Genomic DNA, 23,868 nt, shown 5'->3' with positions numbered 1-23,868 from the left:
CCCCGGAGGGCGGTTTTCCCGAGGAGGCTGCAGTGGTGCCCGCGGAAAGGGAGCGCAGTGAGCGAAACTCAATAACAGACTATACCTGAGCCTTTCTATATTAACTGCCCGGAAACAGTCTGCTGATTAAGCCGCTTTTGAAGCATCCTCATCTAGACTGAATTCCTTCTCTCCTCTGTTAAGGCGCATCTTCCAGGCAAACAGGCCGGTAAGAGCCGCTGTACCAAGACCGGCAATGACGTAGGATACCGTCATTGGAAGGCCAAATCCGATTGGAGCGCTCGCAATAAAGGTGATGGCCACCATGGTCATAAAGATGGCAGGCACCGTGGCCACCCAGTGATTTTTATACTGAATGCCGAGGTACATGGCCCCTACGAACAGGGCAATGGCACTGATGGCGGCATTCGTTACCCCGAAGTAACGCCACAGGATGGTGAAGTCCATGTTTGTCAGGATAAAGGAAACTACAAACAGTGGAAGCGCCACCCAGAGACGGCTCGCAATCTTGATCTGAGGAAGTTTAATATAATCCGCAATGATCATTCGTGCTGAACGGAATGCTGTATCCCCGGAAGTAATCGGGAGAACGATAACACCAAGTACAGCAAGGGTACCTCCTACAGCTCCAAGAAGAGTAAATGCCACTTCACTTACGACGAGACCGGCACCGCCGCTGTCGATAAGAGCCGCGAGATCCGTTCCGTAGAACAGGCTCATGGCAGCTGCAGCCCAGATCATGGCAATAATCCCTTCCACAATCATCATTCCATAGAAAATTTTCCGTCCGTTACGTTCATTCTGTGTGGTACGTGAAATAATTGGCGACTGCGTGGCATGGAAACCCGAGATCGCACCACAGGCAATGGTAATCATAAGGATCGGGAAGATGGCCTCTCCCCCGGGATGCATGTTCTGCAACGTCAGTTCCGGAATCGGTGCTCCGGTTGTGATCAGCATTACCCCGATTCCGACAGCACTGATTAACAGCAGGGCGCCGAGGATCGGATAAATCCGCCCGATAATTTTATCCACCGGCAGAAGCGTGGCAAAAATATAGTAAACAAAAATGATTCCGATAATGACACTTAGTCCCATCCAGCCGCCGATCAGGTCAAAGATCAGTCCCGCAGGAGCTGTGACGAAAACGGTTCCAACAAGAAGCAGAAGAAGAACTGCCACAAAGTTAACGATATGTCTCATTGGACGGCCAAGAAATTTTCCGGCCAGCTGAGGGAGATGGGCCCCTCTGTTGCGGATCGATATCATGCCTGTCAGATAGTCGTGTACGGCACCTGCAAAAATACAGCCGACAACGATCCAGATAAACGCCACCGGACCGTAAAGCGCACCCATGATCGGTCCGAAGATCGGACCTACACCGGCAATGTTCAGAAGCTGAATCAGTGAGTTCCGGTTCGTTCCCATGGGTATATAATCGACACCGTCTTTCATACTGTAAGCCGGCGTTTCCCGTTGTTCCTTCACACCGAATATTTTTTCAATCAGTTTTCCGTAGGTAAAGTAAGCAGCGATAAGAAGAACAATTGCAAGAAGAAATGTAATCATCGTGCAGCACCCCGTTTCTGTTTCGTTCCTGTTTTGAATACGCTTTCATTTTAGCATGGGGAACCGAAAATTTGTCGAATTTGTGACATCATGTCGAATCGGGTGCTCAAGATGTCGTTCCTGATGTTTCAGTTGCAAAGATTTTGGGTTGATTTGCACAATCAAGCGTTTACATGGGGTTTGATTTCTATAAAAAGTTGTTTATCAGGCGGGAATGTTTCATAATAATTTGTAAAGGATCACAACCCAAAAGGAGTGTGCCGAATGGATTACATAGAGTACAACCGGCGTGCATGGGACAAAAAAGTCGATCAGGGAGTGAAGTACACCCGCTGTGTGGACAGTGCCACGATTGAACGTGCCCGGAACGATGACTGGGAAATTACCGTGACAACCGACAAACCGGTGCCCCGCGACTGGTTCCCGGAGTCTTTGAAAGACCAGCGTGTCCTCTGCCTCGCTTCCGGCGGCGGCCAGCAGGGTCCGGTTCTGGCAGCGGCTGGAGCAGACGTCACGGTGCTTGACGTATCGGAAAAACAGCTCGGCCAGGACCGTTCTGTTGCAGAACGTGAAAATCTGTCATTAAAAACCGTACAGGGAACGATGACGGATCTTTCCCGGTTCGAAGATGAAAGCTTTGATATTGTTGTTAATCCGGTTTCCAACCTGTTTATTAAGGATATCCGGCCTGTCTGGAAAGGGGCCGCCAGGGTACTTAAGCAGGGTGGAACGATGATTACCGGTTTCACCAATCCGATCGTGTTTATGTTTGATCCCAATGAAGAAGCCAAGGGACGCCTCGTTGTTTCCAACCCGATTCCGGGTTCCACGCTCGACGGGCTCAGCTATGAGGAAAAACAGGCAGCCATTGAATCAGGTGAGCCGGTGCAGTTTTCCCATACCCTTGAAGACCAGCTTCAGGGCCAGGCGGATGCCGGCCTTCTCATCGCCGGTTTTTTTGAGGACGACTTCGGGGGTTCCCGTCCCCTGGACCGCTACAGCCGCTCATTCATAGCCACACGGGCACTGAAAATGGGCTGATAAAGGCCACAATACCCAGTTAAAGAGAAAGGCCCTCACCATCGGTGAGAGCCTTTTATTGTATTCACCAGTCTAATCTAATGGTTGATTGTTCAAAAATACACTCGCTTGCCGCGGGCAAGGCTTCAGCTTGCCGGGAGGGGAACTTCTGCTTCTTCCTCTGCAGGTCGCTCTTCGTAGCTGTCTGCGTCGAAGCAGCTCGAAGTATTCACAGGATGTATACGCTCGCAGCTCTTGCTTTTCCCGCAGGCGTCTCGTGATTTTTGAACAATCAACGAATATTACACAAAAAGACTACCTGCTGATAGTTAAGTTAATATCCTCTGTTTGAAGAATTGCAATAGGAATCAAGCCGTGTTGCAGATGGCCCTGACTTTGAAACTGCAGAAGGTTTCGGACAAAGCGCCTAGATGGCGCCTCTGCTTCACAGTTCCAGCTGCTCACGGAGCGCTTTAACGTAGTTCCGGCTTACGGGAATTTCCTCGCTGCGCCCCTCCACCTTCACCTGATACGCTCCGTTCATCCACGGAATAAGTTCCGCCACGTGATCCAGGTTCACCATATAGCTTTTATGAGTCCGGAAGAACCGGTACGGCTTTAATTTATCCTCCAGGTCCTTCATCGGCATCTTCGAGCGGTATTCCCGGGCAGGGGTGCAGATCACCGTCTCCCGCTCCTCCCTGTAAAAATAGGAGATATCCTCCGGCACAACGTAGACGATGCGCCCGTGATCATCCACCGGCAGTCTCCCTGTCCTCCCCTGAGATATGCGGGTTTCCGAGTTTTCATTTTTCTCCCTGAGACGGGCTTTTACAAGATTCATCGTTTCGGCCAGATCTTCTTCATCGAAGGGCTTGAGGAGATAATCCAGTGCCTGGACCCGGAATGCTTTGGCTGCGTAATCGGGGTAGGCGGTGGCAAAAACGATGAGAGGAATCTGCTTCAGTTTTTTAAGGGACGCTGCCAGATCCATTCCCGACATCCCCGGCATTTCGATATCAAGAAAAACGAGATCAGGTTCGTGACGGACGATGAGTTCAAGCGCTTTTTCCGCCGAACCTGCCTCCTCGATTACGTGTACTCCGGAGAAGGAGCCGAGAAGAAACCGGAGTTCGTCCCTGCTGTTTGGTTCATCGTCCACTATAATCGTACGGATCGTTTCTGTACTCATTTCCTTTCTCCTCCTTCCAGCTGTATTGAAAACGTCATCCTGGTGCCTTTTCCAGGGCTGCTTTGAATGTCCATTGCCGCATCGTCCCCTGCGTACATAATGAGTCGACGGTTCACGTTTGCAAGACCGAGTCCTGTCCCCGTTTCCGATGTGACCCTGCTTTTTCCCACTTCCCGGATCCGCTCTTCCGGCATCCCGGCTCCGTTATCTGTGACCGAAACCGCGGCCCTGTCGCCTTCTTTTTTTACCTCAATGACGATTTCCCCGCCGTCCTCCAGGTTTTTAATCCCGTGCTTGACCGCGTTTTCCACCAGGGGCTGAAGGGTCATTGGCGGGACTTTGGCAAAGAGCACATCCTCTTCAAGATCAAAGCGGACAGCGAGCCTGTCGGAGAACCGGGCCTCCTCTATATCCAGGTACGCCCGTACGTGGCGGATTTCATCTCCGAGGGAGGTTTCAGTGACATTGGCACCGGACAGATTCTGGCGGAAGTAGCGGCTAAGGGAGACGAGAACTTTACGGGCTTTATCCGGATCGGTCCGGATGAGCGAGACGATCGTATTGATCGTATTGAATAAAAAGTGCGGCCTCACCTGTGCCTGGAGCGCCTTTATTTCCGCCTCCCGGGCAAGTTCTGAATGCCTGTCCACTTCGGAGAGCTCAAGCTGGTGACTGAGCATGACCGACAGTCCGTGGCTGAGCTCGACCGTCGTCGGTGTCACTGCGTCTTCCTGGGTGAAGTAGAATTTAAGCGTACCAATCGTCCTGTCCTTCATTTTTAACGGGGCAATGATGGCCGTCTGCAGCGGGCAGTCACGGTGACCGCAGTAAACATCTTTCCGGTCTGCGATGAGCGGTTTTCCATCGGCAAGCACTTTACGGGTGGCCCCGGTTTTGATCTGTTCGTTCGTGTCGTGGAACCTCTTCCCTGCCCCTGCGAACGCCATCACGTTTTCCCGGTCGGTTATGGCTACGGCGTCAACCCGTGTTTCGTTGAGGAGGATATCACAGGTCGCTCTCGCCGACTGAGCGTTCAGTCCCTGCCTCATATACTGGAGGGTGTAATCTGCCAGTCTGAGTGCTTTCTGTGCCTGGATCGCTCCTGAGCGCTCCCGCTCATCACGGACATTTCTTACAATCAGAATAAAGATCGCAGCGCCAATTCCGTTGGCCACGATCATGGGAATACCGATACTTTCCACCAGCTGGAGGGCCCGGTCAAACGGGCGCGCCATGGCGAGAATGATCGCCATCTGCACCGTTTCGGCAATCGCTCCGGCAAAAAAAGCCGTCCTGAGATTAACGAGACGCTTCTTTTTGTAGAACCAGCCGGCAATCACACCGGCCAGAATGGTGGCAAGCCCGCAGGCTAGTCCTGTAAAGCCGCCGAGGAAAATTCTGTGTACTCCGGCAATCATCCCTGCTCCAAGTCCTACAGCCCAGCCTCCAAGCAAGCCGGCCACAACGACCCCAATCACCCTTGAATTGGCAATGGCTTCTCCTTCGCCGAGCTCAAATGCCCAGCGTATGTATGTCGCTTCCTCAGCGTTGACCGCAAGCCCCGAGTAGGTACCGAGAATTCCGAACAGACCGAACATCACCATGACGTTCAGCTTGTGCCGGGAACTGATATCCCGCCGTTCGATCAGGTGACGGACAAACCTGAACCGGGTCATTATAAACGCTGCAGCCACGATGATTCCGAGCCGCTCCAGCATGGCCAGCATCAGTTCCCACATCGTCCTCTTCCTCTCTGCGAATGTTCTAACAGAGAGTATACTCTTTTTTTACTGCGAGGCAAAATGGCAGCTCATCCGAGCATCGGCCGGCTCGGACCGAACGTGGCCACCTCGCAGATTTCCTTTATCCCGTGAAGCGGGCTTATGAGTGGAAGATCGGCAAAAACAATGAGAGGAAAGGCTGCCATTCTGGATACGACGGTATAGTAGGCTTCATTCTGTTCCTCAGGCGGCATCCTCCTTAAGAGGTGAACAGCGTGTTCGTTGATCCGTACCGGCTCCCCTGTCGGCTCAAGGGTAAAAAATACCGCCTGCAGTACGTCCACAAGAGTGCGGCCGAAAAAACACGGCTGTTTGTTTTCGTCGAGCACGACCCACCTGCTGCCTGCCGTCTGCTGAAAAATAAACCTTTCTGCATCCTCTATCATGTCAGTATTACAGAAAGGGGAGGCTGAAGGGAGCCGCCAGTTCTGCAGAATCCGCCTGTTTTCATTAAATGTCCGTTCCCGTGGCCGGGCATGGGGGCAGACTGCTTCGATAAAGGCCACAGGTTCCGGCACCCCACCTGCTTCACTCTTTTCAATCTCAGGGGGATCACTCCACTTGTACGCCCTGCTCAGTCTGTGAGAGGCAGCGTAGTCCATAATCGGAGGCAGCTCACTCCGGTGCTTCAGACGAAGATCCACCCCGCCTGCCCTCAGCTGCTTTAAATCGTTCAGTGCCCTGATCACCCAAGGGGGGACAGGCCTTACGGGAATTCTGATCCCTTCGTAAAGATCGATCATATGCTGAAAATCGGTTACGAGAGTTACCTTACGATCCTGGTAATGCTTCATCAGTTCAGCTGCTTTATGAATGGCAAAACACTCGGCCCCGACCGATTGATGGGACTTCGTAGTGGCTGTAAAAGCGTAATAGGATTTTGATATACCTTCCGACCGGACAATGCCTGCGCCAATCTTCTTTTCCGTGGAGCTGCCGTCACTCACATAAAACGCCACCGGTCTCTCCTCCTCTATATCAGTGCCTGTCTGTATGTCATATCTATGACGGAGAGGCCGCTGTCATGCAGAAAAACCCCTGCCTGGTGCGAACCGGGCAGGGGCGGGTTGTCTGTTTTCTATTTGGACGATGGGGTTTTGGATGGGTTTTCTGCCGCATTGCGTAGCGTTTAATTTAATTTGACTGGTTATGGATTATTTCTAACTGGTTTTAGATTAATTCTAACTGATTTTGCATTTATTCTAACAAAATCCCTGATTATTCTAACGTATTTTGTATTTATTCTAACAAAATTCCGATTTATTCTAACACTTTTCCAAAATTAAGGTCTGTTCACCTTTTTTCAGTCCAGTCTTTCTATGATCGTTGCGTTGGCCATTCCGTAGCCTTCGCACATCGTCTGAAGGCCGTATTTTCCGCCGGTCCGCTCGAGCTCGCTCATCATCGTTGTCATAAGCCGGATCCCGCTTGCACCGAGAGGATGACCAAGGGCAATTGCCCCGCCGTTTGGATTCAGTTTTTCCGGATCGGCACCTGTTTCGTGAAGCCAGGCGAGAGGAACAGAAGCAAACGCCTCGTTCACTTCAAAAACATCGATGTCACTGAGCCTGAGACCTGACTTTTTCAGAGCCAGTTCTGTTGCCGGAATCGGCCCGGTGAGCATCATTGTCGGATCAGAACCTGTCACCACCCTTGTGTGGATGCGAAAGCGCGGTTTCAGGCCGAGCTGATCCGCTTTTTCACGGCTCATAACGAGAACAGCGCCGGCACCATCACTGATCTGACTGGCGTTTCCGGCATGAATTTTCCCATCGGCTCTGAACACCGGTTTCAGTTCGCCGAGCGTCTCTTTTGTTGTCCCGGGACGGGGACCGGTATCCGAGGAGATCGTCTCAGTGGAGCCGTCCTCAAGTGTCACCGTAACCGGAACAATATCACGGTCAAAGCGCCCGTCTTTCTGTGCCTGTAAAGCACGGTCGTGACTCATGGCAGCGTACTCATCAAGTTCGGCGCGTAAAAACCCCCACCGGTCGGCAATCCGTTCTGCCGATTCGCCCTGGTGCACAATCTCAAAACGCTCTGTCAGTCCCGGGCTCGGTTTCGCTCCCTGGAAGTTGGATCCCATCGGCACACGTGTCATATTCTCAACCCCTGCAGCCACCACTGTATCCATGTCCCCTGCCAGAATTGCCTGGGCAGCAAAATGGATCGCCTGCTGGCCGGATCCGCACTGCCGGTCGATCGTTGTGCCGGGAACGTGTTGAGGGTAGCCGGCGATGAGGGCCGCCTGGCGTCCGATATCCCCTGCCTGTTCGCCGCTCTGTGTAACACATCCCATGATGACATCCTCTATTTCAGCCGGATCGATACCGGCCCGTGAAGCAAGTTCCTTCAGGGCAATGGCTGCCAGATCCTCTGAGCGCACATGCTGAAGGAGCCCTTTTTTTCTTGCAACCGGGGTGCGGACTGCATCGACGATTACTGCTTCTTTCATCATTCTGTCTGCCTCCTAGAGTCCTATTTTCTTAGCGATGATCGTTTTCATAATTTCATTGGTTCCAGCGTAGATGGAAGAGACCGGCGTGTCCCGGTAGCGTCTCGCTATTTTGTATTCTTCCATATAACCGTAGCCGCCGTGAAGCTGCATGCACACAGTGGCGGTGTGCCTGGCTGTTTCCGTGAGCTTGTATTTTGCCATGCTCACCTGTTTCACCACGTCCTCGCCCTTGATGTGGCGGTCGATCAGGTCGTCGAGAAAGGTGCGGCCCATCTCAATTTCGGTTGCGATTTCCGCCAGTCTGAACCGTGTATTCTGAAAATCACTTACCGCCTGGCCGAACGCTTTTCGAGAGCGGGTATAATCGATGGTATCATGAAGCATTTCCTCAGAAGCCACCTGTGCCCCGATGGCAACCGCGAGGCGTTCCTGCTGCAGTTTATCCATCATGTAGAGAAACCCTTTGCCTTCCTCGCCGAGGAGGTTTTCAGCCGGAACCCTGCAGTCTTCAAAAATCAGTTCGGCGGTGTCCTGGCAGTGAAGACCGATTTTGTCCAGCTTTCTGCCCCGGGAAAAACCTTCCGTGCCCCGCTCAACAACGAGAAGGCTCACTCCTTTGTGCTTCGGTTCTGCTTTCGGATCTGTTTTGCAGGCAACGACGACGAGGTCGGCGTGTATGCCATTTGTGATAAACGTTTTCTGACCGTTCAGCACGTAATGATCGCCCTGTCTGATGGCAGTCGTTTTAATATTCGCCAGGTCAGATCCGGCGCCGGGTTCGGTCATGGCAAGAGCTGTGATCGTCTCACCGGTCGTACATTTGGGCAGCCACCTGTTTTTCTGTTCCCCGCTCCCGTAGTCGGTAATGTACGGGACGACAATATCGTTATGAAGCGATACACCTACAAGCCCGGTGCCGACCCGTTCCAGTTCTTCCTCAATAACAACACTGAACCCCCAGTCGGTTTCAGCGCCGCCGTACCGCTCAGGCAGATCCGGACAGAGAAAACCCTGCTGGCCGAGTTTTTCCCAGAACGTGCGGGGAATGATTCTGTCCTCCTCCCACTTGTCGTAGTGGGGATAGGCTTCTTTTTCAAGGAATTTTCTAAGTGCCTGACGGAAGATGTGGTGGTCGTCCGTTAAGTATGGATGAGTCATCGTGCGGGCCTCCTTTTTGAGTAGTCGTATCTGAAGTCTTCTGATAAGCTGTTTTCGGAAAGATTGTTGTTTTATTTCGCTGCAGGCGGACGCTTTCCGCGGGCATCACTTCAGCCTCCGACGAATTCCTGCTTCTTCCTCTTCCAGTTAAGCTCCGAAGCCTGCTCCGTCGAAGCAACTCGACGATTAATCACGGAGTAAACGCTCGTCGCTGGATTCGCCGCCTTTCGCTGCATAATTAACTTGGTCAATAACAACAATCTATACGAACACAGCCTTCTGATAAGACTGTCTGCTTAATTCCTTTTTCCTTTTGGACGTGCACAACCGGCTACTTCGGCTGCATGCGGATCGCTCCGTCGAGGCGGATCACTTCCCCGTTCAGCATGGGATTTTCGATAATCGCCCCTGCGAGCCGGGCAAACTCTTCCGGTTCCCCGAGGCGCTTTGGAAAGGGCGTCATGGCACCGAGGGCGTCACGGGCTTCCTGCGGCAGGCTTTCAAACATGGGCGTGTTAAACAGTCCAGGAGCAATTGTCATCACGCGGATTCCATGCGCGGCGAGTTCCCTCGCTATCGGCAGCGTCATCCCCGCAACACCGGCTTTGGAGGCGCTGTAGGCTGCCTGGCCGATCTGTCCGTCAAAGGCCGCTACCGAGGCCGTGTTGATGATCACGCCGCGCTCTCCTGTATTCTCGTCAGGTTCGTTCTGCTGCATTTTTTCCGCGGCAAGGCGGATGACATTGAAAGTTCCTTTCAGGTTCACATCGATAACGTTTGAAAAAGACTCGAGTGCGTGAATCCCCTTCCGGCCGTTCACTTTTTCCGCAATTGCGATTCCTGCACAGTTTACAACCGCGTTAATCGGACCAAAATGATCTTCCCCTCGGGTTAGAGCTGCCGAGACACTCTCCTCCTCCGTCACATCTGTCCGGACAAAGAGAGCGCTTTCATTTTCCGCCGCGCGACCTCGTTCGACGTCCCGGTCAAGGATCACCGCACGGCCTCCATTTGCGGTAATATGCAAGACTACTCCTGCCCCGAGACCTGATGCGCCTCCGGTTACGGCGGCAGTAATTTGACTCATTTTCATGGAATGCCTCCTTTTCCCTCTATTTTAACTGAATAGTCATTCATATGTAAGAAATTTCTGATACTTCCCTTCATTCCGAACGGAACGCCCAGTACTGCCATAAACTGAGATTAAACGGAAAAGGGAGCTGTGCATATGTATGCCAGGATTTTTGTCCCCCGTCTGTTCCCTGCGAGCCTGAAAACGGCGGGCGGAACCAAATGGGGCTATATTAACGAAACCGGACAGTTCATCATTATTCCGGAGCTGGAGGCTGCCGGCTCGTTTCAGGAAAACGGGCTGGCAGTAGTCACGATGGGGCTTGCCGGTATTATTAATGAAAAGGGGCAATTCATTGTCCCCCCTGAATATGAGGTGATTTCCCCTTTCAGTGAAGGGCGGGCCGTGATGATCAGAAACAGCCGGTACGGACTTCTGGATGAGACCGGTGCAGAGGTGCTTGAGCCTTCCTATTTCTGGATCAGCGATTTTAAGGAGGGAAGGGCCGTCTATCAGGGAGTGGATGATCCCATCCGTTACGGGTATCTCAACGAAAGCGGCACACCTGTCGTACCCGCTCAGTATTATTATGCGTATGACTTTTCGGACGGGAAAGCACTCGTTCAGAAGGATGGCGATTCTTATGCCCTGATTGACAGAGACGGAAACGTACTTCAGGATTTTTCCTACAGCCAGATGATGGGGCTCAGTGAAGGTCTCATCGTCTTTCGGGAGACTTTTGATGTAAAAGCCGGTTACGTGAATGAAACCGGGGAGATCGTAATCGAACCCCGTTTCAGCGTTGCACTGCCTTTTGAAGAGGGTCGGGCAGTAGTAAATATCAGTGAGGCAGTCGAAAATAAGTACGGACTGATTGACCGGAACGGTTCCTATATAATCGAACCGGTCTACAACGATATCATTCTGCTCGGCAGCAGAAGAGCCGCTGTCGGTAAAGCCATTCGCCCGGATAAACCGTTTGCGGGGTCGGTTTATGCCATTGCCGACAGTTCAACTGGCGCTATTCTCACTGATTTCCTGTATGACAGCGCTGCCCCCTATGACCGCGGTTACAGTTCTGTAACCCGGGGAACCGTTTCCTTTTTTATAAATCGTGATGGTATGCCGGCTCCAAACCTTCCCGTTGTGTCCGGCAGCGGCCTGCTGAGCTTTGAAGGGAATCTGATCCGGGCATTTACCGATCTCAGACTCTCCTACTATGACCGGAACGGCAGGCTCGTATGGGCGCAGAATACCGTCATTCCCCTGTCGGGAACCGTTTATATCCAGGAAATGAAGTACCGGCCGGACCCGAATTATCTCATCTACTACCCTCAGTTCAGGGGCATGCCTGATCAGGCCGGGGAACGGAGCGTAAATAAGGAACTTCGCCGTCTGTCAGGAATCAGGCCCGTTACGCCTGAAGAGACTGCAGATGGCACCTATTCGGGTGATTTTAACGTTCTCTTCTACCGGAGTGATCTGAATGTCCTTGAGCTGAACGGGTATGACTTCCCTTTCGGTGCCGCACACGGGATGCCTTACCGGACGACGGTTTCTGTTAATATACGGAATGGACGCATTTACACACTGTCGGATTTATTTAAGGACGATGCGGATTACGTAACTGAGATCAGTGAGATTGTCGGGCAGCAGATCGAGGAAAACCCGGACTATTTCTTCCCGGATGCTTATACAGGCATCTCCCCGGATCAGCCGTTTTATGTTACGGATGATTCCCTTGTTGTGTACTTTGCTCCGTATGAAATTGCCGCCTATGCTGCCGGGTTTCCGGAGTTCCCGATTCCCTTTACGCAGATTGAGGAGCTGATTGACACATCCGGAGAGTTCTGGTGCAGTTTCAATGAATGCTAGTGTAAAGCACGTAAAACGAAGGACGCCCCTGGCCTCGAATCAATAGAGGCTCAGGGGCTTTTGTCAGTTATTTTTTTCAAGTGCGCGCATCACAGCGCAGCTCATAACCTTTACTGCGTCAGGAATGGCGCTTCGGTCAAACGTCATGTCCGGGTGATGAAGCCCGGGAGAGAGTCCGCATCCGATGGCAAGCATCGTCGCTTTTACCTGCGGCCGTTTAATCGTGTAGAAATGAAAATCATCGCCGCCGGTTGTGACAATGGCAGGACGGCAGGCGTCAGAGCCCAGAGCCCCCTGGATCCCCGCTTCCATAACCACCGCAGCCTCCTCGTTCAGAACCGCTGCAGGCATATCCGCTTTTATTTCCGTCGTAATATCGATCTCGTGAAAGTCGGCGATCATGCGGATCATCCTGTCAAACTTACTTATCATCGAGTCCATGACCTCATTTGTCTGAGCGCGGGCATCCACAGTAAACGCAGCATTTCCGGGGATGATATTGGCACTTTTTCCCCCGGCCTGAAAACCGGTCACTTTCATTGACTGGGGCACCATCGGGTCAAAGTGCATCCCGTTTATGGCCATAACAAGTTCCGCTCCCACCTGGACGGCATTGGTATTGAGATGAGGCCTTGCCCCGTGTGCATCTTCCCCTCTGATCGTTCCTTGAATCAGCCGGGCGGCACCGTGTGATATAGCAGGTGCAAACTCCCCGGATCCGAGCTCCTGATGAGGGCGAAGGTGCATGCCGAATAAGTAATCGGCGTCGTCAACGACCCCTTTTTCAACCATTTTGAGCGCCCCTGTTCCCTTCTCCTCTGCAGGCTGGAAAATAAATCTCACGGTTCCCTGAAGCTGATCCCTGTTTTCGAGCAGTTCTAGGAAAGTCCCGAGAACGATCGTCATGTGGGCGTCGTGACCGCAGGAGTGGTTGGCCTGAAACGTGCCGTTTACTTCCTGCCAGAGGGCATCAATATCGGCGCGGACAGCCACCACCGGATGGCCCTGTCCGATTTCAGCTGTAAGGCCTGTACAGTCATCAAACGTCCGGGCAGAGACACCTCTGGATTCAATAAAGGATTTCAGCCAGGCTGTCGTTTCTGTTTCCTCCCAGCTCAGCTCCGGATTACTGTGCAGATGTTCGAAGATATCGTTAAGTATTTCGGCATTGGCTGTCATGGTGTCAGGCTCCTTTTTCAGATGATTCTATCTATTATAATGGTTTGCTTGGTTTTCCGAAACAGGCTGGTGGATCTTTTTCTCTTATAATCTGACTCAGTGAAAGAAAAGAGCCTCTCCCAGGCGGGAAAGGCTCTTATTCTTTGATTCTACTGTTCTTCGAGACGGCGGATCCGCTCATCGAGATCCGGGTGGGATGAGAAGAGCTTGGAGATGCCGCCTTTGCCGTTGATTTTCATTGTTGCAATTGCTGTGTCGTCACGTCCGTCTTTGACGCTGGCACGGTCCACATACGATTTCAGTGAGCGCAGGGCGTGTGCCATTTTGTCGCGTCCGGCAAGGTCCGCTCCGCCGCGGTCAGCGTGAAATTCACGGTAGCGGGAGAACGCCATGACCACAAGGCTTCCGAGAATCGAGAAGAGAATCTGGAAGATAAAGATCGATGCGATGTGAACGATGATCCGTACCCCGTCGTTTGGTGCGAGACGGGATGCAAGGATCGCCGCGATCCGGGAGAAGAACACGACGAACGTGTTAATAACACCCTGGAGCAGCGTCATCGTGACCATATCACCGTTGTTGACGTGGGCTACCTCGTGGGCGATAACCCCTTCGATGGCGTCGTCATCCATCGTCTGCAGCAGGCCTGAGGAAACGGCTACGAGTGAGCGTTTCTTCGATGGACCTGTAGCAAATGCGTTAACTTCCGGACTGTTGTAGATGCCTACTTCAGGCATGTGCATAAGTCCTGCAGCGCGGCTCAGACGATGGACTTTTTCCACTACCATCCGCTCCTGGCTGCTCATTGGACCGCCCGGGTCGATGACTTTTACTTTCATCATCGTTTTAGCCATCCATCGGCTCATGGCAAGGGAGATAAAGGATCCGGCAAAACCGACAATCAGGGAGAAGACCCCGAGTGCCACATAATCAATTCCCAGGATGCCGCTTCCATCCTGAAAGCCGCCTTCTCCGATGCCTGTATACATCGTAATCAGCGACCAGACGATCATGATTGTCGTCAGGACGAGAATATTGGTAAGAATAAAGAGCATAAATCGTTTACCCATTCGTTCGCTACGCCTCCATTTTACGAGTCTTATATCTGCGTGAATAGTTTAACATATTTTCGCACTTTACGGTGTACCGAGTTATCACTGTAAATAAATCTTCACTTTTTTGCCCGCTGTTTAACGGGTTTTAATCACGGGAAACGGTAAGTATACCGTAAAAATGAGGAGGATTATAATGAGAGTGGAAGTTAAAGGTGTTTATGAAACAGCTGAGGAAGCGATTCGTGCGATTGAAAAGCTTCGCCGTGAGGGAAAAACAGCGGAGCAGGTGACCATTGCGTCGAAGAAGGAACTGGCCCTCGGAAAAGTAGCCCGGGAGACAGATGCCCACGTGCAGGATCTGGATGAGCTTGAGGATCCTGACCGGGATGACGGCTTTTTTGATAAGGTGAAAAACGTACTCGGGGGTGCCAGCGGTCCGGATAGTGATGGACAGAAGCTCGAGGATCTCGGGCTGAACGAGGAGGATGCCTCCCGCTTTGAAGAGGACGTTCAAAACGGCAATATTCTTGTCATCGTAAAAGATATGGGTACTGTGCCGAATGCTGCGGCTACGGATGATACGCGGGATCCGCGGACGGGTGGATAAAAGACAGATGAAGGCTGCCGGCAATGATTCAGCACGCTTCAGTCAGACCGGAAAAGCACCGGTCTGATTGCCAAAACTGGGAAGCGGCTTCACTCACTGCCTCAGAGGCTGACCTGAAAGGGATACATCACCCCTTTCAGGTTAGCCTCTATTTTACCGGAATCCAGATTTCGGAGTACAGATCAGGGCACGCCGGATCCTCGTCTGTGTACTTTTCAAAGTCCGGAGTGCCGGCATGTTCGTAACTGCTGGATGGGAACCACTCGCTCATAATCTGTTCCCAGGCTTTCTGCATGGCGTCCGGCATCGGCCCGTGGACTTCAAAAACAGCCCACGTTGAAGCGGGGATGGTGAGCTGATCAAACTGCTCGGGTAAAGCCCCTTCGTATTCAGTAGCTACCCAGTAGTCCATTTCCTGATTGCCCTGGTCAATACATACGCCGAGCACGCCGTCAATCTGACCCTGATTGAGCCTGAAGAGTTGTTCACTTGTGCCATCGGCATTCACTTTCCCCCATAGTTTCGGGATTTCTGTCTGCTGGGCATTGTTCTCCAGTGTCATCCTCTTTTTAATTCCTGCAACGTTAAACGATTCCCTTTCCACCATTCTGTACTTCATCGGCTTTTCCCCTTTCAGTGTTACCTGAATAACCAGGCGGTTGTAGCACGCAAACTCTGCTCCGGGTTTTCTCGCTTCCTTCGGGGTTATTCCGTGCTGCCGGCGAAACGCCTTTGCAAAGGATTCCGGTGTTTCGTACCCGTACCTGAGGGCTGTGTCCAAGATTTTCGCTTTTCCTCTGCTCAGCTCCTCTGCAGCGAGTGTCAGCCGGCGTCTGCGGATGTATTCTCCCAGTGATATTCCCGTCAGAACTGAAAATGCGCGCTGAAGGTGGGCCGGTGAGACGTGGGCAGCCTTCGCTGCCTGATCGACCGATACAGGTTCCGGCAGGCACTCTTCAATATAATCGATCGTTCTTCGAAGTGATGCGACCCACTCCACATGACCACCTCCTGATTTCATTTTAAATGGGTGTCAAATGATAATCCTGTCATTTTAATTCTGATGATGACCGGTTCCCGGGAATGGCAGGAAGTTCTCTTCCTATGACATTAGCTGATACCGGCTTGTGCCCGATTTCCCTTGCCCAGACGGAAAGCTGTCCCATATGGTGAATTTCATGGGCGATGATGTGCCTCAGGACGTCACCTTTTCTGTACGGGACCGGAGCCCATTCTGCCGTGACTGTCCCCTCAAGATCAGGCACGCCGCTTTCGAGCAGATTTCTGACCTCTCTGTTCCATTTATCAGAAAGTGTTCTGACCATATCAAGAGAGCGGACGGACTCGAAGGATACGGGCTTGTCCGGGAGCCCGTAAACCGCACGGATCCAGCTGTATTCTGCATCAGCCACATGATAGAGCGTGAACAGAATGCTTCCGGGGCCTCCTGTTCTGTCTTTCAGCAGCTCCTCTTCAGAAAGCTCCGCTGCCCATTCAAACCACTCCTCCCTGACCTGCCAGTTGTATGTAAAAAGTGTGAGCATCTTTCCTTCCTCCTCTTCATCTGGTAGTTTATGTTAAACTTATTCTACCATTGCGGATTGATTGAGAGGTGACTTGTATGCGCTATTTAATAGAAATTCTCAGAGTGGGACTGATTATATTTTTCCTCGGGGTAATCGGAGGTGCTCTGCTCAGGTACCTTTACAGCAGTATTGGAGTGGATACGGATGGACTTGCCTGGGTCGGCAATGCAGGCATCCTTATCCTGATTTATGTGCTTTACCAAAACAGACTCCAGCATACCGGCTGGCTGAAGAAAGAAAAAGTCAAAAAGCTTTCTCCTTCTCTGACACGGGCGCTGGTCAGCCTGGCCGTTATCGTAATCGCTGTACCTGCAGTCATAGGCCTGATCACCAATTAAGCAGGGAAAAAATGAAGCCCGCCTTCATAAATGAAAGCGGGCGTTTTTTATATTACCCTGCTATATCTCTTCTTCTGTACCCGGTAAAGCCGGCAATCACCAGCACAGCGGCCACAAGCGTAAGGACAGCGAGGACAGTGAAACTCAGCTCTTCCACCGGTACCTGCGGAACGTACCCGAAAGGCGAAAGATTCTTAAGCCACTCGGGAAACTGGAGCAGCTCGCCAAGGTAGACAACGAGAAAGGTGTAGCCGAGGTACGCCCAGATAAAACCGCTGAACTTCGGCAGCACACCGATAAGAAACACAGCCGCACCGATCATGATCCAGACAGCAGGCAGGTAGACCATGGCTGCTTCAAACACCATGGAAAATGCCATCGGATCATCCATAACCCCTGCAGCTGCAGCCCAGAGCCCGGACACGGCGAGAAAAAGCATCAGAGCGCTCGTAATCATGGCAAGCAGGAAGTAACTGCCCATCGTTCGCCCCCGCGAAACCACACGTGTGAGAAGATGGTCGATGCGCCCCTTCTTCTCCTCCCCTTTCAGCTTCAGCATCATCATCAGCGGCGGTACCGTGCAGATCATCGCTATGACCGCCATCAGCATCGTCAGGTACTGCTCGGTCAGGGACAGTGCGGCATCCGGTGCGAGGATTTCCCGCATCATCTCGCTCGCTTCAAAAAACGCTTCCAGGTCCCCGAGAACGGATCCGTAGGAAACACCGAGGACAACCATACCCACTGCCCAGGAAATCAGGGCGGTCCGCTGAAGCCGGACGCTTAAACCAAATGGACTCTTCAGAAACGCGGAAGCCTGTTTTTTTCCCGGACGTGAAGGAAGAAAACCGGCTTCGAGATCGCGGCGGAGATTCAGGTAAAAGGCGAGAACCAGAAGCACACCGGCGATTCCGATGGTGACAAAAACAGGCCACCAGTAATTATTTACATACGCTTCGGTGCGAAGAATCAGACCGAGCGGTGATACAAGTGAAAGCCCTTCGCTGCTCACATCGCCGATGGCCCTTAGAATGTAGGCGCCGCCGAGTACGGCAAATGACAATCCCACCGTTCCCCGGCTGCTTTCGGAGAGCTGTGCAAAAAGAGCCGTTACACCAGCAAAAAAGAGTCCTGCCGCGCCGAGTGCCGCACCGAATAGCAGTGAGCCTGCAAAATCGATGGACTCGATGCCGACGACTGCAAGGCCGACTCCTGTGAGAAGGGCCACTGCCGTGTTGACAACGGTCATTACGACCAGTGTGGAAGCAAGGGTGGACAGTCGTCCAACCGGAAGGGACCGGATCAGTTCCACCCGCCCTTCTTCTTCATCAGCGCGCGTATGGCGGACGACAAGAAGAATGTTCATGATTGCCGTTACCACAGCCATAAACAGAAGCATCTGGTGAGCCATCATGGCCCCTTCGTGGTAGTTTTCAAGTCCATACCCAGGGCCGAGCATGGCGGTCATCGCAGGGTTTTCCATCGTGCCTGCCATGGCCTGCTTTTCTTCCTCGCTCATGTAAAGTCCCGTAAAAGAAGCGGCGGTGGAGACATTCAGCAGGACGATCGCCGTGATCCAGATACTGAGACGGAGACGGTCCCTCCTGATGAAGAGGCGGCTGAGCCGCCCCGTGCCGCTAAACAGTCGTTCTGCCATCCGTGTCAGCCTCCTCCCCGCCGGTGCCTTCGTAATGACGCATAAACAGATCCTCCAGTGTCGGTGGTGCACTTTCCAGTTTGACAACACCGAATCGGCTCACATGGCGGATAATACCGTCCATCTTTTCACCGTCAGCCTGGAAGGAAACAGCTCCGTCCTCCTGTTTTACATCATGGACGCCGGGGAGATCCTTCAGCCCTTCCAGCGGTTCCTTCGTTTTAACGAGCATGCTCGTACGGGTCAGGTGACGCAGGTCATCGAGCGTGCCCGATTCAATCATCTCACCACCGCGGATAATCCCGACCCGGTCGCAGAGACGTTCCACTTCGGAGAGGATGTGACTGGAAAGAAGAACCGTCTTACCTTCCGCCTTCACTTCGGCCACACACTCCTGGAATACCCGCTCCATTAAAGGGTCGAGCCCGCTTGTAGGTTCGTCTAAAATAAACAGATCCGCCTCGCCCGCAAAAGCCGATACAAGAGCCACCTTCTGGCGGTTTCCCTTAGAGTATGTCCGGCACTTTTTGGACGGGTCGAGCTTGAACCTTTCAATGAGTTCCTCCCTGCGGTTCCCGGCAGCCTTTTTCCCCCTGAGGCTCAGCATGAGGTCGATTACCTCACCGCCCGTCAGGTTCGGCCACAGGTTTACATCTCCCGGTACGTAGGCAATCCGTTTATGAAGCTCAACGGCATTTTTCCAGACGTCCTGACCAAAGATGGACGCTTTTCCCTCTGTTGCTTTTAAAATCCCGAGCAGAACCCGGATCGTTGTTGATTTCCCGGCACCGTTCGGTCCGATAAACCCGTACACTTCTCCCTGTTCTACATTTAAATTCACACCGTTCAGTGCGGTAAATTTACCAAACCGCTTCGTCAGTCCATTCGTTTCGATTACTTTCATCGGGATTCCCCCCTGCGGCTTCTTAGTTTTGAAATATTTATACCGATATAGTTCATAATATATATAAATGGATCTGATTACAATAGATTTATGAACTATTTCATTTGTCTTATTACAAAACTTTGCTGTAATATAAATACTGAGGTGAACGACATGGACGGATTTCAGCAGCGCCGGGAGCAGAAAAAAAAGGACATTCTTACAGCCGCCCACCGTCTGTTTATGACGCACGGCATCCAGAAAGTGTCCGTATCGGAGATTGCCCGCACAGCCGGGGTCTCCCAGGTGACCATTTACAACTACTTTGAAAATAAACATACCCTTGTTTACGAATCGTTTCTGTTTTATGTGGACCAGGCGATGAAGGATTTTGAAGCGACCATTCAGAGCGATCTCCCGTTTCCGGAGAAAGTGAAACAGCTCATCTTTGCCAAAAAAGAGACAGCGAGCCGGATTCACCCGGAATACTATCAGTATATGATGAAGGAATACACGGCGGATGAAGGGAACATGATTGAGAAAGTGTATGCGGAAAAAACAATGCCCGCCTTGGCACGGCTTCTTGAGGAAGGCCGTCGGGAAGGATTTGTTGACCCCTCCATCTCACAGGAAGCGATCCTTTTTTATCTAAATATCCTGAAAGACGCCATGCAGCGGGAGGAAGTCTATGAACGGGTGCTTCCTCTTACAGAGGATATTACGAAGATATTCTTTTACGGGATTGTGGGGCGTGGAGGGGAGTAACGCAGATCAGCTTATTTTTATTTATTCAGGAAGGCCGTCCTGGAAGCCTGCTCACACCGAGCAGGCTTCCTTTTGTACCTGAATGTCCGAGACTGCCAAACTGACTGGGGGCCCTTACTTCTAAGAGGAATCTTTAAGTCGAAGAAAATATGATCTCGTCATGGGGCAGAATTACGGGTTCTTTTTCAGAATGAGCACGGAATTCATATCCTGTTTCCTCCCCTTCCTTTGAAAAAAGCAGTGGTTCGAACAGCAGCAGTCCGGCTCTGTACCGGAGAATGTAAGAGTGTGTGCACCTATCCGGGCTTTTTACATACATTGGCAGTGTCTGAAAACCCGAATGGAGGTAAAAACCTTGGATTTAAACCACCTTTTGCGTCAGCAGCGACATACGGCTAAACAGCTGGCGCTTCAGTGTTACCAGCAGGCGTTAAACGCCAGAAACCTCAAGCTTTCCCAGACCCGCAACAGTACAGCGTATCATCAGTACGCGATTCAGCAGCATTACCATCAGCTGATGTCGCATTATTACCGGGCGATGATTCCAGCTGCAGTTCATGACGAACGAAGGGGTGCCACCCGTTCTCTTCTTACTGACCTTCAGGCAGGCGGCCACATACTGTACGTGCGCCACGCCGAAGCCACCGTGGGAGAGGATCAGCCGAACCTGGACTTTGACGACTGTGCAACCCAGCGCAACCTGTCGGACACAGGACGTGATCAGGCTCGAACATTCGGAGAAACGATTCGTCAGCTCGGCATCCCCGTCGCAACGCCGGTTCTCACAAGCCCGTTCTGCCGGAATACGGAAACTGCCGCGCTGGCATTTGGCGAGGACGCGGCTGAAGTGGATCCGTTTCTGGTGGATATTTATAATCTCAGCTTTGAAACGAACCCGGACATTCAGCTGCAGACCCTTCAGGAATTTGCCCAGATGCTTGAAATTGAACCGGAGGAAGGTACCAACCAGATCATAATTGGCCACAGCTTCCCCCCTAACCTCGGCTTCGGTGAAATTCCCGATATGGGTGCCATCGTCATAAAACCGCTCGGGGAAAACAACGGGTTCGATGTAGTCGCCACCCTGACACTGGAAGCCCTTGAGGGTCTAGAGTAAATAGGCTGCCGGAAGCAGTAATGCTCCCGGTTTTTGTTTTGGAAAAAGGTAATATTACGATCGGCTTGAAGACTTTCGGTGGCCTTCGCATCAGCTTTATGAAAAAAGGTGCCTGTACAGTTCTTCCAGCTTCCTTCCCTGTGGCCCGGCAAGGACAGGAAGCCGATCAGGGTCCAGGGTCATCCATTGGTAATGATATATCCATCCGTTATCCTGGTCGCCGCTTTTTACGGTATGAGTAAAGCTGTCGGGGCACGGCCCGGCTGATGCATGGCAGTAGTAGCGTTTGTACCGCGTATTTCGTACAGGGCTGAAATAGCCGTATGTACCGAGCCAGGAGTTAACGGTAATTTCCGTAATTCCGGTTTCCTCTTTTACCTCCCTCTCCAGGCAGTCCACAATTGACTCTCCATGGATCAGTGTACCTCCAGGAACCTGTAAGCCGTCATATTCTCCTCCCTCCCGGGTCATGACGAGAAGTTCGCGGCTGCTGCCTCTCTGCCGCGTAATGTAAGCTGTCGTTTTCAGCACCGGGGAGGTCATTTGTTCTTCCCCCCAATATCATTTTTTATCAGGCTGTCGGAAAGGTACCGCCAGATAAGCGAAACGATTACACCAGGCAGTCCTGCTGCAATCAGGACCAGACCGAGCGGAAGAGCATGCATCATCATGACTTCCAGACGCCAAAGCCTGACAGGGGCAAAAGTACTGATAAGAGAAGGAAAAATAAAACCTGCGAATGTCATCACAACACCTGAGCCCAGAACGATTGTAAAGATGATGTGGTTAAAATCCAGCCGGATTTTACAGGCGTGCTGGGTCCATCTGAAAATCAGGGAAAAGGCTGCACTTGTAAGGGCGATTGGAGCCAGCGTCATCATGCGTTACATTTTCCGGTCTTTAAAAATGCCAGCGCGTGCCCGAGATCCACATCACGCTCGAGATGTTCCGGTGTCCACGGGATGTGAACGTGGGGCTCGACTCCCGTGCGGGACATCCCTTTTCCCTCATCAATACGCGACAGGCGTGAGGTTGGATACATCAGTTCGTAGCGCCTGTCCCATACAGCCGTTGCGAGGTTCGCGTAGTCGTTAAGCCCCATCGTCCCTCGCCCCATAACTGTTACTTTATCGGAGCGTCTGCATGCCTCGGCGAAACTGTCTCCGGAACTGCCGCAGTACACATCCGTAAGAACGACGATCGCCTCCGCACTTCCGATTCCCCTGATAAAAAGATCTGGCATGAGATCACTCAGGTTAAAGTGGGAAAACCCTCTGCCCCGATTTCGTTCCCACTCTGTTTTAAACGCTTCTATAACGAGACGGGCATCCGGATCCTGCACTGCTGCAAGCTGTTTCCTGAACTTTTCCGCTTCCCGCTCGGCATTGGCACTGGTGCAGTTAAACAGCATCACTTCATCTGTATCGCTGAGATCGACGCCTTCCTCCGGCATGAGGTACGGGAGAAGGGGCAGATAACTGGCGTCGCTGCCGCCGTAATTTGTGCGGACATCCATGATCAGGTGAGCGGCCTCATCCAGAAGAGTCTCATTGGTCCTGATTAGCTCACGGATCGCATCAGGGTTCATAAAATCAGTCAGCTTGATCAGTACAGTATCGCCAAGCTTTCTGATGGAATACACCGGACTGTACGGCTCCCGTTCATATTCCTGAAGTTTGATAACGGTGCCGTCGCTGAGCTGAATTTCTCCGTACCTTGCAAGCACAGGCTGCCAGTTTTCCCGTTCGGGGTGAACCTCGTCCAGCATGGATCCGTGCTTATTCTTCAGCTCCGCCACTGTCAGGCCGCCAACGGTGACAATCGCGTCCCCAGTATTTACGCGGTTTTCGCTGTGCACCTCGGTCACAAAGAGCCGGTCCCTGTACCGGCGTACCCGGAACCCCCTGTCCACCGGTACGGCTTTTAAATCAGTGAAATACATGTGCCGGTCCCTAAAGTCCATCAGGTACTCCTGGACGAGCTGTGTGAACCGGGCCGGGGTCAGTGTTCCGTCAGCCCTACAGCGATCCAGTTTTTCCTTAAAAAAATCAGGCCGGTCCCAGCCCTGTTTGTCCTGCCAGCCGGCATAGTCTTTGTGCATGATTGATACAATCTCGTGAAAAATCTTCTGCATCACTTCTGCCACCCCTACTTTAAATTTTCAAAACCAGGACGTAATCAGCTCAGGAATGATCGCCTCAATCCGTTCCCGGTCGGGCCCCATCGCCCGGTCGTACTTCTGAAAAACTTCCGAATCATTTTCTGTCCGGCGCTCACTCATCCTCTTTTCCTCCTGATTTAAAGGTGATCACTACAGCTGCGGCTAAAATGAGGCCGACAGCTGTATAAACGAACACACTGAAGTTTCCAAAAACGTCTTCAATAATCTCTGCACCGGTCGGCATGCCGAGAGCTCCTAGGAGAGTCAGCAGACAGACGGTTGTTACTGCACCAAGCAGAAAATAGCGTAACTTCATATAATTAAGATCCAGCAGCAGATTATTAAGCGTTTTCAGACTATTTCGTGATACGATAGATTCAAACAATTAAAGGACG

23 protein-coding genes are annotated in these 23,868 nt (G+C 52.0%); 6 read left to right on the top strand and 17 right to left on the bottom strand.

Annotated elements, in window-relative coordinates; translation table 11 throughout:
• Window positions 1-126: 126 nt before the first annotated feature.
• Window positions 127-1,569: a carbon starvation CstA family protein gene (locus FGB90_RS00910; RefSeq protein ID WP_138808695.1), complete on the bottom strand. Its 1,443-nt coding sequence runs from the start codon at window positions 1,567-1,569 to the stop codon at window positions 127-129.
• Window positions 1,570-1,833: 264 nt separating this feature from the next.
• Between FGB90_RS00910 and FGB90_RS00905 the strand changes: the two genes are divergently transcribed.
• The gene (locus FGB90_RS00905) at window positions 1,834-2,610 is read left to right on the top strand and encodes a class I SAM-dependent methyltransferase (protein ID WP_138808694.1); all 777 of its coding nucleotides are present in this window, start codon (window positions 1,834-1,836) and stop codon (window positions 2,608-2,610) included.
• 424 nt (window positions 2,611-3,034) lie between these two features.
• Here FGB90_RS00905 and FGB90_RS00900 read toward each other — a convergent pair whose 3' ends face one another.
• The 6 genes from FGB90_RS00900 to FGB90_RS00875 all read right to left on the bottom strand — a co-directional run bounded on the left by FGB90_RS00900 (window position 3,035) and on the right by FGB90_RS00875 (window position 10,271).
• Window positions 3,035-3,781, bottom strand: a complete 747-nt coding sequence (locus FGB90_RS00900) for a LytR/AlgR family response regulator transcription factor (protein WP_138808693.1) — start codon at window positions 3,779-3,781, stop codon at window positions 3,035-3,037.
• Window positions 3,778-5,520 (bottom strand): sensor histidine kinase, encoded by a 1,743-nt coding sequence (locus FGB90_RS00895; protein ID WP_138808692.1) that lies wholly within the window; start codon window positions 5,518-5,520, stop codon window positions 3,778-3,780. The genes FGB90_RS00900 and FGB90_RS00895 overlap by 4 nt, the downstream gene beginning before the upstream one ends.
• 71 nt (window positions 5,521-5,591) lie before the next feature.
• The gene (locus tag FGB90_RS00890) at window positions 5,592-6,521 is read right to left on the bottom strand and encodes a ribonuclease H family protein (RefSeq protein ID WP_138808691.1); all 930 of its coding nucleotides are present in this window, start codon (window positions 6,519-6,521) and stop codon (window positions 5,592-5,594) included.
• Between the two features lie 344 nt (window positions 6,522-6,865).
• On the bottom strand, window positions 6,866-8,017 hold the full coding sequence (locus tag FGB90_RS00885) for a thiolase family protein (RefSeq protein WP_138809910.1): 1,152 nt from the start codon (window positions 8,015-8,017) through the stop codon (window positions 6,866-6,868).
• A gap of 15 nt (window positions 8,018-8,032) precedes the next feature.
• Entirely contained in the window at window positions 8,033-9,178 is a 1,146-nt protein-coding gene (locus FGB90_RS00880; protein ID WP_138808690.1) for an acyl-CoA dehydrogenase family protein, read from the bottom strand.
• A 331-nt stretch (window positions 9,179-9,509) separates the two neighbouring features.
• A complete protein-coding gene (locus FGB90_RS00875) occupies window positions 9,510-10,271 on the bottom strand; it encodes a 3-hydroxyacyl-CoA dehydrogenase (RefSeq protein ID WP_138808689.1) in 762 nt (253 codons plus the stop codon).
• A 135-nt stretch (window positions 10,272-10,406) separates the two neighbouring features.
• On the opposite strand from FGB90_RS00875, the gene FGB90_RS00870 reads away from it, so the two are divergent.
• Complete coding sequence (locus FGB90_RS00870; RefSeq protein WP_138808688.1) at window positions 10,407-12,125, top strand: WG repeat-containing protein; 1,719 nt, start codon at window positions 10,407-10,409, stop codon at window positions 12,123-12,125.
• A 63-nt stretch (window positions 12,126-12,188) separates the two neighbouring features.
• On the opposite strand, the gene FGB90_RS00865 is transcribed toward FGB90_RS00870, so the two are convergent.
• Window positions 12,189-13,304: a M20 peptidase aminoacylase family protein gene (locus FGB90_RS00865; RefSeq protein WP_138808687.1), complete on the bottom strand. Its 1,116-nt coding sequence runs from the start codon at window positions 13,302-13,304 to the stop codon at window positions 12,189-12,191.
• 149 nt (window positions 13,305-13,453) lie between these two features.
• Window positions 13,454-14,374 carry a protease HtpX gene (htpX, locus tag FGB90_RS00860; protein ID WP_138808686.1) on the bottom strand — a complete coding sequence of 307 codons (921 nt, stop codon included), beginning with the start codon at window positions 14,372-14,374 and terminating at the stop codon, window positions 13,454-13,456.
• Window positions 14,375-14,552: 178 nt separating this feature from the next.
• On the opposite strand from htpX, the gene FGB90_RS00855 reads away from it, so the two are divergent.
• Complete coding sequence (locus tag FGB90_RS00855; RefSeq protein WP_171051649.1) at window positions 14,553-14,966, top strand: YflT domain-containing protein; 414 nt, start codon at window positions 14,553-14,555, stop codon at window positions 14,964-14,966.
• A 148-nt stretch (window positions 14,967-15,114) separates the two neighbouring features.
• Here FGB90_RS00855 and FGB90_RS00850 read toward each other — a convergent pair whose 3' ends face one another.
• Complete coding sequence (locus FGB90_RS00850; protein WP_138808684.1) at window positions 15,115-15,966, bottom strand: AraC family transcriptional regulator; 852 nt, start codon at window positions 15,964-15,966, stop codon at window positions 15,115-15,117.
• A 49-nt stretch (window positions 15,967-16,015) separates the two neighbouring features.
• Window positions 16,016-16,510 carry a DinB family protein gene (locus tag FGB90_RS00845; protein WP_138808683.1) on the bottom strand — a complete coding sequence of 165 codons (495 nt, stop codon included), beginning with the start codon at window positions 16,508-16,510 and terminating at the stop codon, window positions 16,016-16,018.
• 77 nt (window positions 16,511-16,587) lie between these two features.
• Here FGB90_RS00845 and FGB90_RS00840 point away from each other — a divergent pair, with 77 nt between their 5' ends.
• A complete protein-coding gene (locus FGB90_RS00840) occupies window positions 16,588-16,890 on the top strand; it encodes a hypothetical protein (RefSeq protein ID WP_138808682.1) in 303 nt (100 codons plus the stop codon).
• 52 nt (window positions 16,891-16,942) lie between these two features.
• On the opposite strand, the gene FGB90_RS00835 is transcribed toward FGB90_RS00840, so the two are convergent.
• The gene (locus FGB90_RS00835; protein WP_138808681.1) at window positions 16,943-18,547 is read right to left on the bottom strand and encodes an ABC transporter permease; all 1,605 of its coding nucleotides are present in this window, start codon (window positions 18,545-18,547) and stop codon (window positions 16,943-16,945) included.
• Complete coding sequence (locus FGB90_RS00830) at window positions 18,528-19,451, bottom strand: ABC transporter ATP-binding protein (RefSeq protein WP_138808680.1); 924 nt, start codon at window positions 19,449-19,451, stop codon at window positions 18,528-18,530. Before FGB90_RS00830 ends, FGB90_RS00835 begins: the two co-directional genes overlap by 20 nt.
• Window positions 19,452-19,604: 153 nt before the next feature.
• On the opposite strand from FGB90_RS00830, the gene FGB90_RS00825 reads away from it, so the two are divergent.
• Window positions 19,605-20,195, top strand: a complete 591-nt coding sequence (locus FGB90_RS00825) for a TetR/AcrR family transcriptional regulator (RefSeq protein WP_138808679.1) — start codon at window positions 19,605-19,607, stop codon at window positions 20,193-20,195.
• Window positions 20,196-20,550: 355 nt separating this feature from the next.
• Window positions 20,551-21,312 carry a histidine phosphatase family protein gene (locus FGB90_RS00820; RefSeq protein ID WP_246055994.1) on the top strand — a complete coding sequence of 254 codons (762 nt, stop codon included), beginning with the start codon at window positions 20,551-20,553 and terminating at the stop codon, window positions 21,310-21,312.
• Between the two features lie 96 nt (window positions 21,313-21,408).
• Here the strand turns inward: FGB90_RS00820 and FGB90_RS00815 are convergent, their stop codons facing one another.
• From FGB90_RS00815 to FGB90_RS00800, 4 genes are all read right to left on the bottom strand, one after another.
• On the bottom strand, window positions 21,409-21,855 hold the full coding sequence (locus FGB90_RS00815) for an NUDIX domain-containing protein (RefSeq protein ID WP_138808678.1): 447 nt from the start codon (window positions 21,853-21,855) through the stop codon (window positions 21,409-21,411).
• Window positions 21,852-22,193: a hypothetical protein gene (locus tag FGB90_RS00810; RefSeq protein ID WP_138808677.1), complete on the bottom strand. Its 342-nt coding sequence runs from the start codon at window positions 22,191-22,193 to the stop codon at window positions 21,852-21,854. Before FGB90_RS00810 ends, FGB90_RS00815 begins: the two co-directional genes overlap by 4 nt.
• Window positions 22,190-23,446, bottom strand: coding sequence for a S41 family peptidase (locus tag FGB90_RS00805; protein WP_138808676.1), 1,257 nt, complete (start codon window positions 23,444-23,446; stop codon window positions 22,190-22,192). Before FGB90_RS00805 ends, FGB90_RS00810 begins: the two co-directional genes overlap by 4 nt.
• 139 nt (window positions 23,447-23,585) lie before the next feature.
• Complete coding sequence (locus tag FGB90_RS00800) at window positions 23,586-23,789, bottom strand: hypothetical protein (protein ID WP_138808675.1); 204 nt, start codon at window positions 23,787-23,789, stop codon at window positions 23,586-23,588.
• Window positions 23,790-23,868 lie beyond the last annotated feature (79 nt).

This window comes from Alteribacter natronophilus (genome assembly GCF_006007885.1).
In the GTDB taxonomy this organism is placed as follows: Bacteria; Bacillota; Bacilli; order Bacillales; family Salisediminibacteriaceae; genus Alteribacter; species Alteribacter natronophilus.
The sequence above is the reverse complement of the archived record's forward strand: the minus strand, read 5'-3'. Positions and strand labels throughout refer to the sequence as shown.